The following is a 14,512-nucleotide window of genomic DNA, read 5'->3' on the forward strand; positions in this document are numbered from 1 at the left end:
GTGCCTTTCCCTCGACCGACCACATAACTGAAAGGTGTTCGGTTTCCGGTAATGTAGGCGCCGCCCCGACGACTGGGAAGACTTTTACTGAATGCCATTCGGTAAAGTCTGGATTACGGCACACGACGACGAGGAGCCACCGTGGGACGGCCGCGCACCCCCCTGCTGGACCGCCGGCGCATCGGTGCCGCGGCACTGCGCCTGGCCGACGAGAAGGGCACCTTCTCCATCCCCGCCCTGGCCAAGGCCCTGGGCGTCGCCCCGTCGGCGCTCTACCACCACGTCGCCGGCCGTGACGAGATCATCTCGCTCATGCGCGAGGAGCTGGCCCTGACGACCGGTGACACCCAGGACTGGTCACAGCCGTGGGCCGTAGCTCTCGAAGGCTGGGCCCGCTCCTACCTCGCCGCTTTCGCCGCCCACCCCGGAGCGGTCCCGCTGCTGGCCACCGCCCCGCTCGCCGAGCCCTTCATGCACGAGATGTACGAGAAGGTCGCGGGCCTGCTCCTGGAGGCGGGCTTCGCCGCGCAGGACGTCATGCCGCTGATCACCGCGCTGGAGAGCTTCGTGCTCGGCTCCGCTCTCGACCTGGTGGCGCCGCCCGTGATGGTCTCCGACGTCGCCCGCGACACGGCCCCGCACCTCAGCGCCGTACTGGACCAGACCCCCGCCGACCACAGCCGCGCCACCCGGGCGTTCGAGCTCGGACTGCGCGCCCTTCTCACCGGATTCGGCGACCTGCTCGACCGCTGACCGCCGCCGCAGCCCACACCCCAGGGAGTCGATCATGACCGCCTCGTTCCATGTCCTCACCACGGGATACGCCCATGATCGCGTCGCCGGTACGGTCACTCTCCTCACCGAGGGCGACACCCTGGCCGTCGTCGACCCGGGCATGGTCGCCGACCGGGGGCTCATCCTCGATCCCCTCGCCGAACGCGGCATCGACGTCCGGCAGATCACCGACGTGATCTTCAGCCACCACCACCCGGACCACACACTCAACGCGGCCCTCTTCCCCCGCGCTCGCTTCCACGACCACATGGCCGTCTACCGCGACGACATCTGGGAGGACCGGCCGGCCGACGGCTTCGCGCTCTCCCCCTCCATCACCTTGATGACCACCCCCGGCCACACTGCGGAGGACGTCAGCACGCTCGTCAGCACCGACCAGGGCCTGGTGGTCCTCACCCACCTGTGGTGGGGCGAACACGGCCCGGCCGACGACCCCTTCGCACCCGACCGCGCCCAGCTGCGCTCCTCCAGGGAGAAGGTCCTGGCGCTTGGTCCGACCCTGATCGTGCCCGGTCATGGCGCGCCCTTCGCGCCTTCAGGGGCTACGCCCGTTTAGAACCCGCGCGGATGGGCGGGGTGGGGTACCCAGGCAGCGAGGCGGGCACAGGTCTCCGTGATCATGGAGTTGCGACGCTCTGTGATCACCGGGGGAACCTGTGCCCGTGCCGCCGTCATGGCTGACCGGCCCGCTCTGGGACCAATTCGCTGCCTTGCTACCCGAGCGCCCGAAGGTCATCCGTCCCACCCGCTGGGGTGCCACCGGCCCCGCATCAGCGACCGGATCGTGTTCGACAAACTGCTGCAGCTCCTGCGGTTCGGCTGCTCGTATCAGGCGATCTCCGATACGACCTGCTCGGCGACCACCATCCGCAACCGCCGTGACGAGTGGATCCGGCTCGGCGTCTTCACCCGGCTCAAGCAGATCGCGCTGGAGTCCTACGACCGGATCGTCGGGCTCGTACTGGACCAGATCGCCGTTGACGGCTCCATCACCAAGGCCCCCGGCGGCGGCGAGGTTGCCGGGCGCTCACCGGTCGACCGCGGCAAACAGGGCCTGAAACGCTCAGGCATGACGGATGGATACGGGATCCCGCTCGGCCGGGTCCTGGCCGGGGCCAACCGCCACGACTCGCCGCTGCTCGCGCCGACGCCGGACCTGCTGGTCGACCTGGGGCCGCTGCCCGACGGCATCACGGTGCACCTGGACGCCGGCTACGACTCGGACAGGACCCGCACCGAGCTCGCCGCCCGCAACCTGCACGGCCGCATCGCGCACAAGGGCGAGAAGGCGCCGATCCAGGGCCAGTCAGCGGTGGCATGTCGAACGCACCCACGCCTGGCAGAACGCCTTCCACCGCGTTGCCTGCTGCTACGAGCGCCGCTCGACCGTCGTCAACGCCTTCTTCGACCTCGCGGGCACGATCATCATCGTCCGCAGCCTCATCCGCCGAGCCTGGACCACCCACCGCTGGGACACCCGCCCCCGGCGCTGCCGGTGACTGATCACCAATTCACCAGGGCACGGGCGTTCCGTCCCAGGAGAAGAAGCCACCGGTGGGGCCGTCGTCCGGCAGCAGGGCCAGGCGGAGGGCACCCCGCGCTGCCTCGGCCGGGTCACCGCCGGCAGCGGCGGCCCCGGGGGTGAGATCGGTGGCCCGCAGGCCGGGGGCGAGCGCGTTGACCTTGAAGCCATCCTCGGCCAGCGTCTGGGCGTAGAAGACGGTAAGGGCGTTGAGGGCGGCCTTGGACGAGCGGTAGGCGGCGGCGCCACCGCTTCCCGGCGTGAACTGGGGATTGGGGTTCGCACTCCAGGTCAGCGACGCGGTGCCACTGGAGATGTTGACGATGCGCGGGTGCGGGGACCGGCGCAGGGCAGGCAGGAAGGCATTGGTCACCGCCGCCACCCCGAACACGTTGGTCTCGTATGCGCGCAGGAACTCCTCGACGCCGGTGTCAGCCGGCGAGGCCAACGATGGTGCGAGGCCGGCGTTGTTGACCAGCACGTCCAGGCGGTCCACCTGAGCCGCGGCCCGTGCGATGCCGTCGGGATCCGTCACATCGAGGACCAGCAGCCGGGCGTCGGCGCCGATCTCCTCGACGGCCCGCTGTCCGCGCCCCGGGTCGCGGGAGCTCACGTACACGGTGAGGCCCTGAGCAGCGAGCAGCTGGGCGATGTGCTTGCCGATGCCCTTGTTGGCACCGGTGACCAGAGCTGTGCGATCGTTCATGGCAACTACGGTCCTCTGGCGGTGGGCGCCCTGCCAGGGACAACCTGTACCAGGCAAGCGGCGGGAGGCGGCATGGCGCGGCAGGAGCTGGCCCGCTTCCTGCGGGACCGCCGGGCGGGCCTGCGCCCGCACGAGATCGGCCTGACGGCGACGGGCACCGCCCGCCGCACGCCGGGCCTGCGCCGCGAAGAGGTGGCGGGCCTCGCCCACATGTCGGTCGACTACTACACGCGGCTGGAGCAGGCGCGCGGACCGCGGCCGTCGGCCCGGATCCTGGACGCGCTGGCTCAGGCGCTGCGGCTCACGCCGGCCGAGCGCAGTCATCTGTTCCGTCTGGCCGGATCGAACCCGCCGCCCGGCAGCAATGTCGTGCGGCGGGTACGCCCGCACGTGGCACGGATGCTGGAGCGGCTACCGGAGACCGCTGCCATCGTCACCGACGCGGCGTACGGGGTCGTCGCCTGGAACCCCCTGGCCCAGGCACTGCTCGGCGGCGACCTCGCAGGCGGGACGACGAACCTGGCCCGGCGCCGCTTCCTGGACCAGGCGCGGATGCACGAGAGCTCCACCACCGAGGAGTTCGGGCACATCGTGGTGGCGCGACTGCGCCGGGCCGCCGACCGCTACCCGCACGACCCGCAGCTGACCGCCCTGTTGACCGAACTGGACGCCGGCAGCGAGGAGTTCCGGCAGATCTGGCAGGCGCGTCCGGTCCACGCTCCCGGGCACCGCACCAAGACGCTCGACCACCCGGAAGCCGGCAGTCTGCGGTTGAACTGTGACGTCCTGCTCGTACCCGAGGAAGACCAAGAAGTCGTCCTGATCACGGCCGACCCCGGATCACCCGCCTCGCGCGCCCTGCACAGGCTGGCCAGGCAGACGACCTGAAACGGAAGACGCGCACAGGTTTCCCCAGCAGTCACAGAGCGTCGCAACTACATGCTCTCTCGGGCCTATGCCCACCTTGATCCTGAGGCTCTCCACGCCGCCTATCTCACGGCCTCTTAGTCGGGGTCGTGGCCGCATGCCCAGCCTGGTGTCAGGTGGGGACCTGCGCGGTGGGTGATGCCAGGTGTCCGGCACCCGCCGTGCTCAAGCGAGCAGATGCCGCGGAACTGCCAGGTCCTCGTGGGCGGACAGACGGGTCAGGGTCGGCGGATCGTCCTTGGCGCAGGCGTCCGCGACCTCATCGATCAGCTGGTCGTAGTCCGGGCCGCTCTTGCCCTCGTAGGCCGCGGTCATACGGCCCCACTCGTCCCAGTTGAGTGTCTCCTGCTTGCGGAGCGCGGCGAGGTCGCGGACGGCGTTGCCGCTGATCTCGTGCGGTCCCCACGCGTGGTCGGTGCCCGCCACCCCGAACATGTACGGATCGATCACGCCGCTGCGATACCGGATCCAGGCCTCACCCCCGGTGAGGAACTCGCCCGGGGCGAGATCGTCCGGGTGGTCGACGTAGTTCTTGCCGAGGTGCTCGGCGTCGACCCGCACCCAGCGGTTCTGATCGTCGTCCCAGTACTCGGTGATCCAGTGATCGACGCCACGGTTCTCGAGGAAGTAGGTGCCGAAGCCACAACGGGCTCGTGAGGCGATGCCCCGAGCGCGCAGGACGGCACAGGCGATGGTGGCGAAGTGACGGCAGGTGCCGATCACTCGTGTCTCGGGAGTGCGGGGCTGGTGCAGCGGCGCGGGGTTCAGAGCGGTCAGTCCGGTGATCAGCTTGTTGACGGGCCGTATGTTCTTCTCGGCGACCCGGCTCTCCGGAACCCCCGACGCCACGGCGTCCGCGGGCTGGATGACCAGGTCCTGCACGGCGGCACAGACGGCCACGGGATCCTCCGGCAGCCCTTCAAGGAGCGGGAGTTGGCTTTCGTCGAAGCGCGTGAAGGGCCCGGGTCGGGAGTAGTCGAGCACGTCATCGGTCATGACCGAGCATGGTAGGAGCCGGGGCTGACATCGAGGCCGGGCACAACCCCGCTGCCACCGTCATGCCGCGCCCTCCCGAACAAACCCGACCAGCAAGTAACAAGTTCTTGATCGGGAAAGCTCGTCGCGCGAAGCGAAGCACCGTAAATGTGCTGCCCTTTCATGCCAAAAGCCCGCATTCGAGGCCGAGTTAATCAGTCAAGAATCAACAAAGCCGATCGCGCTCCTTGACGCTGTGAACCCGTCGCACTTCTCATGGGTCCCCGCAGGGGCAAGAGATCGTCTTGGCGACGAGCCGCGTACGGGGCGGACGACTCCTCCGCAAGGTGCCTCGGCTACCTGAGCCTCGAAGGAGAGGGACGAGCATGTCCAAGGGAGCACCCCATCCGCGTGCCGGCCGGTGGCGGCGCAGAACCGCCGCTTTCCTGACGCTACTTGGCGGCCTCGCCGCACTCCTGCTTCCGGCGACGGAGGCGCACGCGGCCACCGTGTCGTTCACGACGGGTGCCGCGCGGACCGACACCGCCGGCAACACTCTCCAGTTGCACGGACTCGGCATCGTCAAGGTCGGCAGCACCTGGTACGGCTTCGGCGAGGACAAGACGGGTGAGACGTCGGCGGACACGTCGTTCCAGGACATCCCCTGCTACACCTCGACCGACCTCGCCAACTGGACCTACCAGGGCCAGGCATTGAGCAGGCAGAGCAGCGGTGACCTCGGCCCGAGCCGCGTCGTGGAGCGACCCAAGGTCCTCTACAACGCGTCGACCAGCACGTACGTGATGTACATGCACATCGACAGCACGAACTACTCCGAGGCCAAGGTCGGGGTGGCGACGAGCAGCACGCCGTGCGGACCGTACACCTACCGGGGCAGCTTCCGGCCGATGAACAACCTCAGCCGGGACCTCGGGCTGTTCCAGGACACCGACGGCACCGGTTACCTGCTGAGCGAGGACCGCAACAACGGCCTGCGCATCTACAAGCTGTCGGCCGACTACCTGTCGGTGGACAGCTCGGTGGCGGTGTTGGGCAGCAGCGGCAGCAACAGCGTCGAGGCTCCCGCCATGATCAAGAAAGACGGTCTCTACTACGTCTTCGGCTCCCACCTCACCGGCTGGAGCCTCAACGACAACATCTACGCCACCGCGACCTCACTGAGCGGCCCGTGGTCGGCGTTCCGGGACCTGGCCGCGCCGGGCACCCACACCTACGGCAGCCAGACCGCGAACGTCATCACCGTGCAGGGCACCGCCGGCACCACCTACATCTACGCCGGCGACCGCTGGGACACCTCCGACCTCGGCTCCTCGAAGCTGATCTGGCTGCCGCTGACCATCCGGGGTACGACGGTCAACCTCGGCCAGTACCCCACCTGGTCCCTCGACGCGGCCGCCGGCACGTGGACCGCCGGTAGCGGGGTCCCCGCGGCGGGGACGTACACCCTGAAGAACGTGAACAGCTCCCAGTTCATGGACGTCTCCAGCGGGTCCACGGCGACCGGCGCCAAGGTCATCCAGTGGCCGTCCACCGGCGGGGCCAACCAACAGTGGACCCTCACGAGGCTGGCGGACAACGTCTACACGCTCAAGAGCGTCAAGAGCGGTCTGTGCCTGGACGTGCCGAGCCAATCGAGCACGGCCGGAGTCCAGTTGCAGCAGTGGACCTGCAACGGCGGTACCAACCAGCAGTGGGCCCTCGACCTGACGGGAAGCTACACCGGCAGCAACTACATGCTCGTCGGTATCGGCAGCGGCCTGAACATCGGCGTCGCGGGCTCGACCACCCAAGGAGCGGCGGTGGACCAGGAACTCGGCGGGAGCGCGAGCGCCAACAGCGAGACCTGGACCTTCTCCTGACGGTACGCCCCGGTGGCCCAGCGTGTGCGCGGGCCACCGGGGTCACCACGGCCATGGCGGCTCGGCTCGCAGGCCGGCTACTCGACGGCGAGCCCGGACCACTTCATCAGGAGGAACCAGTGTCACCCCCGCAGCCGCACACGCCCGAGGAGAAGCTCGCCGACGCGAAAGAGCTGATGGGCCTCCCGCGCATCGTCGTGATCTGCGGCTCCGTCCGTTTCATGGCCGAGATGAACGAGGCAGATGTGCGGGAGACCTGCGCCGGGAAGATTGTCGTCAAACCGGCGGTCGACATGAAGTCGCCGCACCAACTCCGCGCCGATCCTGCCGAGGCGGAGGCGCTGAAGGTTCGACTCGGCGATCTGCACCGGGCGAAGATCCGGCTCGCTGATGAAGTGCTGGTGGTCGGCGACTACATCGGGGACAGCACCCGAGCGGAAATCGCCTATGCACGGCGGCTGGGGAAGCCCGTGTGGTTCACGCACCCCGAAGTCGACCCTGACGGCTGACCGCCCACAGCCTCATCGACATCACCCCTGCGCGGGCTTCTGTGCCAGGAACGTGGCGATCGACCGGTTCGCTCCCTCGGCCGGTGCCTCCAACAGGCGTGCGGTGAGGGCGAGTCCGGCCTGGCCCAGCAGGTCCACGATCCTTTCCGCCGGGAGGAGGTGGGACTCGTAGGAGACGGGATGGCCTCCGTACGCTTGCTCCGGTCGGAGCCGGAGGCTGTCTCCCACATGGCCGGCCATCATCAGGCGGCCGCCGGGTGCGAGCGTGCGATGGAACTCCGCGAACACCTGGGGCAGCGCCTCGGGCGGGGTGTGGTGAGTGGAGTAGTAGGCCAGGATGCCGCCGAGGTGGTTGTCCGGGATGTCCAGTGCCGTCATCGAGCCCACCTCGAAGCGCAGCTCCGGAAAGGCCGCTCGGGCCAGTTCGATCATCTTCGGGGACAGATCGATGCCGAAGATCTGGAGACCGAGGTCTGCGAGGTGTGCCGTGACCTTGCCGGGACCACATCCAAGGTCGGCCACCGGTCCGAGCCCGGCCACCTGTACGACTTCGGCGAAGGAGGCCAGCATTGCGCGAGACAACGGGTCCAGGTCCGCAGGGGACTTGACGCGTTCCGCGTAGTCGAAGGCGACGGTGTCGTACGACTCCTGGACGGCGGAGAGGTAGGTGGGCTCAGTCACCTGGGTGACTGTAGAGGAGGACGGTCTCGGTCCGTTGAGGTGCCGGGCGGGGTGTGCGGTGCCATGCCGAGCAAAGGCCACAAAGGCTGGGCTTCCTCGAAGACCGCCTTATCCGCGCTGGCTGCGGTAGTAGAGCATCCCTTCGTGGTCTGGTTCAGGGTCGGGGAGGGTGAAGCCGGCGGATTCGGCGCAGTGGCGGCTGGCGTGGTTGTCGGCGTCGATGCCGCAGAAGAACGTCTCGACATCGCCGGTGGCGGGGTGGGTGAGGACGGTTCGGAGGGCGGAGCGGCCGTGGCCCTGCCGCCGGCGTGAGGGGGCGACGAGGTAGGCCAGGCCCATGGCGCGTCGAGGGTCGGTGTCGGACAGGACGGGGCCCTCGGGACCTTCGCCGTGGTACCGGACCCAGCGGTCATAGACATCGCCGCAGATGAAGGCGACCGGGGTTCCGGTCTCATCCAGGCCGATCCATGCGTGGGAGCGCAGTACGACCGCGCCGCGGAAGACGGCGCCGGGGCGCCGGCCGATCAGTTCCAGCTGACGGTGGATCCAGGAACGGTCCCCCAGCCGATTCTGGACCTCTGGGTGATCGAACCAGTGCTCGATCTGGTGTGCCCCCGTCTCGGTCAAGGGCTGCAGCCGCATCCCCTGGCCGTCCGGCTGGGTCCGCGCGGACCGGTTCATGCAGCCTCCTGTCTTCGGTGTGGGATCGGCCTTTCCAAGCACTACAGAGCGATCAGGCCGGCCGTCGTCTCCTTGAAGCCGCAGGCGTCGAAGTAGAACGACCGCAGGTGCTCCTCGAAGTCGACATGGAGCCATTCGCACTTCGCGGTACGGGCTTCGTGGGCCGCGGTGGCGATCAGTGCGGCGCCGATGCCCCTCGCTCGGCGGTGGGGTGCGACCACCGTGTCCAGAATGAAGGCGTGGACTCCGCCGTCCCAGACGACGTTGACGAAGCCGATCAGGGAACCGTCTTCCCCTGCGCAGACCCAGCCAACCAAGTGCCGTGGTCCGACGGCGACTTGCACGAGCCCGGCGAAATCGACCTGCCGGCCCTGGTCCGGTCGCGGGAAGCGACGCTGGCCGCTCCTGCGCGGAGCATGGCCTAGTACAGGCATTGTCCGCGGGGGCTCTGCCCACTGTCCTCGGCCCGGGCGACCAGTTCCAGGCACCACCCCTGCTGTGCCGCCGCACGCCGCTGCTCCAGCGCCTCGGCGGCGCGACGGTTCACTACCGCAAGCCCGTCAATCCCCACCGTGATGGCGGCGGATCCGCGCGGCCACCTCGTTCTGTTCGGTCTCCCACCAGGGGCGGACGCGTTCGGGCGATGCGGTCTGGCCGGGGGTCGGGGGCGTGGACGGGGGCAACTCCGCGTCGAGGCGTCGGTCCAGGGCTGCCGTCTGGAGCCGCTCCGCGCGGGCCCACTGGAAGAGGAGTGCCAGCAGGAAGGGCAGGGCGGTCAGTTCGGCGATGCCGAGCATCGCGCCGCCGCCGATCTGCTGGTCGTGCTGGACGTCCGGGGACCACGGGGGCGCGTGGTGCAGGTACCAGGCTCCCGCGATGAGCGTGCCGTGGGTCATGACGACGAGGCCCGGGACGGCGTCGACGATGCCGTCGAGGAAGACCAGCGCCGCCCGCACCGGATGCGTGCACCAGGCGGGCAGCGTCTGTTCACGGGTCAGGACCGGTACGACGAAGAGGCAGCCCGCGACCAGGAGGTGCAGGTACATCAGTTGGTGCAGCCAGCCCACGCGCAGGGCGGTGGCGAAGTACGGCGTGAAGTACACGGTCAGTTCGGTGGCGAGCACCAGAACCGTGCTGACGAGGGGGAAGGTCAGGACGCGTACCAGCCTGCCGGTCATCGTGCGCCGGACCCGCGCCGCCGCGCCCTCGGGAAGCGCCTCGACCGCGAGGCGCAGCGGGTCGCCGAGGGCGAGGCCCAGGGGTGCCACCAGGTCGAGGAGGATGTTCTGGACGGCGGCCGGCCAGAACAGCACGTGGTCGTAGACGGCGAGCCCGGACATCGTGGCCACCGTCAGGGCGCCCAGTCCGAGGAGTGCGAACGCGGCGGTGCGAGCGGGCGACCAGCGTTCACCGCGCCGGTGGATCCGCCGTACGCCCCAGCCGTACAGCGTGGCCAGCACTGCGATCAGGAGCAGCGCCGGGATGTCCAGTTGCCAGGAGGACAGCAGCCGCCCCGCCGTCAGCTCGGCGAGCTGTCCGGCCGACAGGGCGGTCGTCGAGGGGTCACTGGTCATACGGGGCCGTCCTCCTCCGAACCGGTCGGGGCGAGGCGTGTCTCGTTCCAGCGGGACGGTAGCCGTCGGAGGATCCCGGGCCGACAGCGGGGCCTTCTTCGTACGACGGGACGAAACTCCTGAACGGGTTTTGGCTCCGGAATTACCTTTCCGGGACTGATTGATTGCATACCCGCAGTCATGATGGTCCGCGTTGAACTTAGGCATGCCTACGCTAATGAGGACCGCATGTGGGATGACGCGTTTCCGAGCTTCCTGATCGGACTGCGGGAAGGACTGGAAGCGGGACTCATCGTCTCCATCCTCGTGGCGACTCTGGTGCGGGCCGGTGCCCGTTCCCGGCTTGCGCAGGTGTGGACCGGCGTCCTCGCGGCGATCGCGCTCGCGCTGAGCTTCGGAGCTGTCCTCACCTTCACCGCGGCCTCCCTGTCCGCGACCGCACAGGAGGCGTTCGGCGGCACCCTCAGCGTGGTCGCGGTCGCCTTCGTCACCGCCATGGTCTTCTGGATGCGCCGCTCGGCCCACCGCCTGTCCGGCGAGATCAAGGAGAAGGTCACGGGCGCGCTCGGCATGGGCGCGGGCGTCCTGGTCGCCACCTCCTTCCTCGCCGTGGGCCGGGAGGGCCTGGAGACCGCACTGTTCCTGTGGACCACGGCCCAGGCCGCCGGGGAGTCCGCGGGCCCGCTGACCGGTGCCGCCATCGGGCTCGTCCTCGCGGCCGCGCTGTGCTGGGGTCTGTACCGGCGGGTCCTGCGGATCAACCTGACGAAGTTCTTCACCGCCACGGGTGCGGTGCTGATCGTCATAGCCGCCGGTGTCCTCGGTTACGGCCTCCGCGACCTCCAGGAGGGTGGCGTACTGCCCGGGCAGACGTCGTACGCCTTCGATCTGAGCGGCAGCATCGACGCCGGGGCCTGGTACAGCACCCTCGTCCAGGGCGTGTTCAATCTGACGCCGACCATGACATGGCTTCAGGTCCTCGGCTACGGCGGGTATCTCGCCGTGGTGATGACGCTGTTCGTGCGAGGGGTACGGGACGCGACGCCCGAGCGGGTTGCCACCGAGGCCGCAGGGGTTGCCGAGGCCGTCGGAGCCACGGGAGTCACCGGAGCCCCCGAAACCTCCCTTTCCCGGCGCCGCCCCACCTGGGTCGTGCCGGTCGCCGTCGTCACCGTCCCCGCGGTGATCGCCGGCGCCGCGGTGGTCTTCGGGAGCCCCAAGCCCGCTGCCGCCGAGACCGTGGCGGTCTCGGAGAAGGACTGCGGCAAGGGCTTCAGCGCGCCCAAGCCGGGGCGGCAGACCTTCCAGATGCACAACACCGGCGACAAGACGTCCGAGGTGTACCTCGTCGATCCGGCCACCAACGCCGTCTACGGCGAGGTCGAGGGCCTGGCGCCCGGCACCACCCGGGCTCTGGTCGCCACCGTCGCGGGCGGCACGTACGCATGGCGTTGCGTGCCGAACAGCGGGGCCGCGGTGACCTCCAAGGCGGTCCGGGTCAGCGGCGGGGGCAGCTCGCGGGCGGTCGTCCCGGTGTCCGAACAGGACCTCTCGGGCCCGCTCGGGCAGTACAAGTCGTACGTCGACGAAGGCCTGGCCAGACTCGTCGGGCAGACCCGCACCCTCGCCGCCGACATCAAGGGCGGGCAGCTCGGCCAGGCGCGCGGCGACTGGCTCACCGCGCACCTCACCTACGCCTCCCTCGGCGCCGCCTACGGCACCTTCGAGGACTTCGACCAGAAGATCAACGGCAGGGCCGACGGTCTGCCGGGTGGCGTGCACGACAAGGACTTCGCCGGTTTCCACCGCGTCGAGTACGGCCTGTGGCACGGCGAGTCGGCGGTCTCGCTCACCGCTCCGGCGCAGCAGCTCGCCACGGACGTGGCGGGACTGCGAAAGGCCTTCCCCCACCAGGACTTCGACCCGTCCGACCTGCCGCTGCGGGCCCACGAGATCCTCGAGAACACCCTCCAGTTCGAACTGACCGGCGACACCGACGAGGGCAGTGGCACGAACCTCGCCACCGCCGACGCCAATCTCGCCGGAACGCGCGAACTGCTCGCCGTACTCAAGCCACTGCTCACCACGCGCGCGCCACGCCTGCTGCCGACCGTCGACGCCGACATCGCCCGTCTTCAGGCGCTCCTCGACGCGGCCCGGCACGGTGACGCCTGGACCCCCGTCACTCGGCTCGATGCCACCGCGCGGGCTCGCGTGAACGGAGCCACCGGGCAGCTCCTGGAGGACCTCTCCCCGGTTCCGGACCTGCTGGAGATCCGGAAGTCGGCCTGATGAGCACCCGACACGACAACTCCGCACAGAGCGAAGGGAACGCCCCCATGCCGTCCACCGAATCCCCCGCCCCGCAGGGTGGTTGTCCCGCCGGTGCCGGCCGCCGTTCCTTCGTGAAGACAGCCCTGGGCGCCGGGGCCGCGGGGGCGGTGCTGGCCGGCGGCGGTCTCGCGTTCGCCGAGAGCAGCGGCACCGCGCAGGCCGCCACGCAGACGGAAAACTCCCCCGCGGTCCCCTTCCACGGCACCCACCAGGCCGGGATCATCACGCCCGCGCCGACGGCGGCCACCTTCGTGTCGTTCGACGTGATCGCCGACGGCCGGGCCGAACTCACGGACCTGCTGCGCACGATCACCGCCCGGGCCCGTTTCCTCACCTCCGGGGGCACCCCGGCCGACCTCGGCGTCGGCGCCCCGCCCTCCGACAACGGCATCCTCGGTCCGACCGTCCCCGCCGACGGCCTCACGGTGACGGTCGGCGTCGGCGCGTCCCTCTTCGACGAACGCTACGGCCTCGCCAAGGCCAGGCCCCGCCGCCTGACCGCGATGCGCACCTTCCCCAACGACAACCTCCAAGCCGCCGAGTGCCATGGCGACCTGTCCCTCCAGATCTGCGCGGACCGCCAGGACACCGTGCTGCACGCGCTGCGCGACATCGCCAAGCACACGCGGGGCGCCATGCAGATCAGGTGGCGCATCGACGGCTTCCAGAACGCGCCCCGTCCGACCGGCGCCCAGCGCAATCTGCTCGGCTTCAAGGACGGGATCGCCAATCCCGACGTCCACTCGGCGCGTGAGACCGATCGGCTCATCTGGGTCGGGGACGGGGACGGCGAGCCCGCCTGGGCGTCTGGCGGGAGCTATCAGGTGATCCGGATCATCCGGATGCTGGTGGAGTTCTGGGACCGGGTCTCGCTCAGCGAGCAGGAGTTGATGTTCGGCCGTCGCAAGGACACCGGTGCTCCGCTGGACGGCGCCAAGGAGACCGACATCCCGAACTACGCCAAGGACCCCAAGGGCGAGGCGATCCCGCTCGACGCGCACATCCGGCTCGCCAACCCACGCACCGCCCGCACCGACGACTCCCGCATCCTGCGGCGCGGTTACAACTACGACCGCGGGATCGACTCCGTCGGCAACCTCGACATGGGGCTGGTGTTCTGCTGCTACCAGCAGGACGTCCAACGGCAGTTCGAGGCGACGCAGACCCGCCTGATCGACGAGCCGCTCGTCGACTACATCTCCCCCACCGGCGGTGGGTACTTCTTCGCTCTGCCGGGCGTGCGGGACGGGAAGGACTGGCTGGGCCGCGGACTGCTCTCGGCCTGAACCGCAGCCTTCAGGAGAGTTGGCCGGAGGCCCGCAGCATGTCGAACACCAATTGGTCCACCGCCGAGACCCGCGCACGATCGTCGTAGCCGAACCAGTCCGACTCGGCGATCTCCCGCGAGGGACGCAGTGGGCCTGCGTACTCGGCCGTGTAGCAGATCATCCGGAACTCGGGGCGGCCGTCATGGTCCCTCCGCGTCTCGAAGGTGCCCACGTGCGTCATCGTGGACGTGTCGACGCGGGACTGGAGTTCCTCGTCGATCTCGCGCGCCAAGGTCTCGGCATCGGACTCGCCCGGCTCGCGCTTCCCACCGGGGAAGTAGAAGAGGTCCACACCCCGGTTCCGCGTCACCAACACCCGCCCGCCACGCACCAGAACCCAGGCCACCTTCTCCGGAACGACCTCGTTGTCTCCCATGCCCGGGCCCTACCCACGCCAAGGGTCCGACCATGCGGTGACCGCAAGGCTGCGGCAAACGCTATGGAATACGGCCGGGAATGTAGGGGAGAACGATCGCCGTGGGTGTTTTCGTCCGGATCAGAGGCTGGCTGGAGTGCGACGACGAGCAGCTCGGCCAGATGAGAGGGATCATCGAAGCGGACGATGCCGACCGGACGTACAGCGGTGGTTGTGCCTTTCCG

Annotated in this window: 13 protein-coding genes and 2 pseudogenes; 8 read left to right on the forward strand and 7 right to left on the reverse strand. The window is 69.4% G+C overall.

The genetic code is table 11. The features are described from left to right. Nucleotides 1-141: 141 nt before the first annotated feature. The 3 genes and pseudogenes from OHN19_RS01460 to OHN19_RS01470 all read left to right on the forward strand — a co-directional run bounded on the left by OHN19_RS01460 (nucleotide 142) and on the right by OHN19_RS01470 (nucleotide 2,294). Nucleotides 142-753: a TetR/AcrR family transcriptional regulator gene (locus tag OHN19_RS01460; protein ID WP_330262310.1), complete on the forward strand. Its 612-nt coding sequence runs from the start codon at nucleotides 142-144 to the stop codon at nucleotides 751-753. A 34-nt stretch (nucleotides 754-787) separates the two neighbouring features. Further along, complete coding sequence (locus OHN19_RS01465; RefSeq protein ID WP_330262311.1) at nucleotides 788-1,351, forward strand: MBL fold metallo-hydrolase; 564 nt, start codon at nucleotides 788-790, stop codon at nucleotides 1,349-1,351. Nucleotides 1,352-1,451: 100 nt separating this feature from the next. Then, nucleotides 1,452-2,294, forward strand: a pseudogene (locus OHN19_RS01470) (IS5 family transposase). A 12-nt stretch (nucleotides 2,295-2,306) separates the two neighbouring features. Here the strand turns inward: OHN19_RS01470 and OHN19_RS01475 are convergent. Continuing rightward, nucleotides 2,307-3,023 (reverse strand): SDR family oxidoreductase, encoded by a 717-nt coding sequence (locus tag OHN19_RS01475; RefSeq protein WP_330262312.1) that lies wholly within the window; start codon nucleotides 3,021-3,023, stop codon nucleotides 2,307-2,309. A 72-nt stretch (nucleotides 3,024-3,095) separates the two neighbouring features. Here OHN19_RS01475 and OHN19_RS01480 point away from each other — a divergent pair, with 72 nt between their 5' ends. Next, nucleotides 3,096-3,911 carry a helix-turn-helix transcriptional regulator gene (locus OHN19_RS01480; RefSeq protein ID WP_330262313.1) on the forward strand — a complete coding sequence of 272 codons (816 nt, stop codon included), beginning with the start codon at nucleotides 3,096-3,098 and terminating at the stop codon, nucleotides 3,909-3,911. Between the two features lie 204 nt (nucleotides 3,912-4,115). On the opposite strand, the gene OHN19_RS01485 is transcribed toward OHN19_RS01480, so the two are convergent. Continuing rightward, nucleotides 4,116-4,946 carry a transglutaminase-like domain-containing protein gene (locus OHN19_RS01485; RefSeq protein ID WP_330262314.1) on the reverse strand — a complete coding sequence of 277 codons (831 nt, stop codon included), beginning with the start codon at nucleotides 4,944-4,946 and terminating at the stop codon, nucleotides 4,116-4,118. 365 nt (nucleotides 4,947-5,311) lie between these two features. On the opposite strand from OHN19_RS01485, the gene OHN19_RS01490 reads away from it, so the two are divergent. Continuing rightward, nucleotides 5,312-6,805 carry an RICIN domain-containing protein gene (locus OHN19_RS01490; protein WP_330262315.1) on the forward strand — a complete coding sequence of 498 codons (1,494 nt, stop codon included), beginning with the start codon at nucleotides 5,312-5,314 and terminating at the stop codon, nucleotides 6,803-6,805. A 119-nt stretch (nucleotides 6,806-6,924) separates the two neighbouring features. Beyond that, complete coding sequence (locus OHN19_RS01495) at nucleotides 6,925-7,314, forward strand: hypothetical protein (protein WP_330262316.1); 390 nt, start codon at nucleotides 6,925-6,927, stop codon at nucleotides 7,312-7,314. 21 nt (nucleotides 7,315-7,335) lie between these two features. On the opposite strand, the gene OHN19_RS01500 is transcribed toward OHN19_RS01495, so the two are convergent. The 4 genes and pseudogenes from OHN19_RS01500 to OHN19_RS01515 form a co-directional block, all read right to left on the reverse strand. Beyond that, on the reverse strand, nucleotides 7,336-7,995 hold the full coding sequence (locus tag OHN19_RS01500; protein WP_330262317.1) for a class I SAM-dependent methyltransferase: 660 nt from the start codon (nucleotides 7,993-7,995) through the stop codon (nucleotides 7,336-7,338). A gap of 108 nt (nucleotides 7,996-8,103) precedes the next feature. Continuing rightward, nucleotides 8,104-8,676, reverse strand: coding sequence for a GNAT family N-acetyltransferase (locus OHN19_RS01505; RefSeq protein ID WP_330262318.1), 573 nt, complete (start codon nucleotides 8,674-8,676; stop codon nucleotides 8,104-8,106). A gap of 41 nt (nucleotides 8,677-8,717) precedes the next feature. Further along, a pseudogene (locus OHN19_RS01510) lies at nucleotides 8,718-8,999 on the reverse strand (GNAT family N-acetyltransferase); the annotation flags it as partial. A gap of 237 nt (nucleotides 9,000-9,236) precedes the next feature. Continuing rightward, on the reverse strand, nucleotides 9,237-10,250 hold the full coding sequence (locus OHN19_RS01515; RefSeq protein ID WP_330262319.1) for a cytochrome c oxidase assembly protein: 1,014 nt from the start codon (nucleotides 10,248-10,250) through the stop codon (nucleotides 9,237-9,239). A gap of 228 nt (nucleotides 10,251-10,478) precedes the next feature. Between OHN19_RS01515 and efeU the strand changes: the two genes are divergently transcribed. Further along, nucleotides 10,479-12,542, forward strand: coding sequence for an iron uptake transporter permease EfeU (gene efeU, locus OHN19_RS01520; RefSeq protein ID WP_330262320.1), 2,064 nt, complete (start codon nucleotides 10,479-10,481; stop codon nucleotides 12,540-12,542). A gap of 47 nt (nucleotides 12,543-12,589) precedes the next feature. After that, nucleotides 12,590-13,870 carry an iron uptake transporter deferrochelatase/peroxidase subunit gene (gene efeB, locus OHN19_RS01525; protein ID WP_330262321.1) on the forward strand — a complete coding sequence of 427 codons (1,281 nt, stop codon included), beginning with the start codon at nucleotides 12,590-12,592 and terminating at the stop codon, nucleotides 13,868-13,870. Between the two features lie 10 nt (nucleotides 13,871-13,880). On the opposite strand, the gene OHN19_RS01530 is transcribed toward efeB, so the two are convergent. Continuing rightward, nucleotides 13,881-14,288 carry an NUDIX domain-containing protein gene (locus OHN19_RS01530; RefSeq protein ID WP_330262322.1) on the reverse strand — a complete coding sequence of 136 codons (408 nt, stop codon included), beginning with the start codon at nucleotides 14,286-14,288 and terminating at the stop codon, nucleotides 13,881-13,883. Nucleotides 14,289-14,512 lie beyond the last annotated feature (224 nt).

It is taken from the genome of Streptomyces griseorubiginosus (assembly GCF_036345115.1).
GTDB classification, from domain to species: Bacteria; Actinomycetota; Actinomycetes; order Streptomycetales; family Streptomycetaceae; genus Streptomyces; species Streptomyces griseorubiginosus_C.

Excerpts from the sequence above, each read along its gene's own strand:
- OHN19_RS01490 (WP_330262315.1), top strand. The coding sequence starts at position 5,312 with ATGTCCAAGGGAGCACCCCATCCGCGTGCCGGCCGGTGGCGGCGCAGA.
- OHN19_RS01515 (WP_330262319.1), bottom strand. The coding sequence starts at position 10,250 with ATGACCAGTGACCCCTCGACGACCGCCCTGTCGGCCGGACAGCTCGCC.
- efeB (WP_330262321.1), top strand. The coding sequence starts at position 12,590 with ATGCCGTCCACCGAATCCCCCGCCCCGCAGGGTGGTTGTCCCGCCGGT.
- OHN19_RS01480 (WP_330262313.1), top strand. The coding sequence starts at position 3,096 with ATGGCGCGGCAGGAGCTGGCCCGCTTCCTGCGGGACCGCCGGGCGGGC.
- OHN19_RS01465 (WP_330262311.1), top strand. The coding sequence starts at position 788 with ATGACCGCCTCGTTCCATGTCCTCACCACGGGATACGCCCATGATCGC.
- OHN19_RS01475 (WP_330262312.1), bottom strand. The coding sequence starts at position 3,023 with ATGAACGATCGCACAGCTCTGGTCACCGGTGCCAACAAGGGCATCGGC.
- efeU (WP_330262320.1), top strand. The coding sequence starts at position 10,479 with ATGTGGGATGACGCGTTTCCGAGCTTCCTGATCGGACTGCGGGAAGGA.
- OHN19_RS01485 (WP_330262314.1), bottom strand. The coding sequence starts at position 4,946 with ATGACCGATGACGTGCTCGACTACTCCCGACCCGGGCCCTTCACGCGC.
- OHN19_RS01530 (WP_330262322.1), bottom strand. The coding sequence starts at position 14,288 with ATGGGAGACAACGAGGTCGTTCCGGAGAAGGTGGCCTGGGTTCTGGTG.
- OHN19_RS01505 (WP_330262318.1), bottom strand. The coding sequence starts at position 8,676 with ATGAACCGGTCCGCGCGGACCCAGCCGGACGGCCAGGGGATGCGGCTG.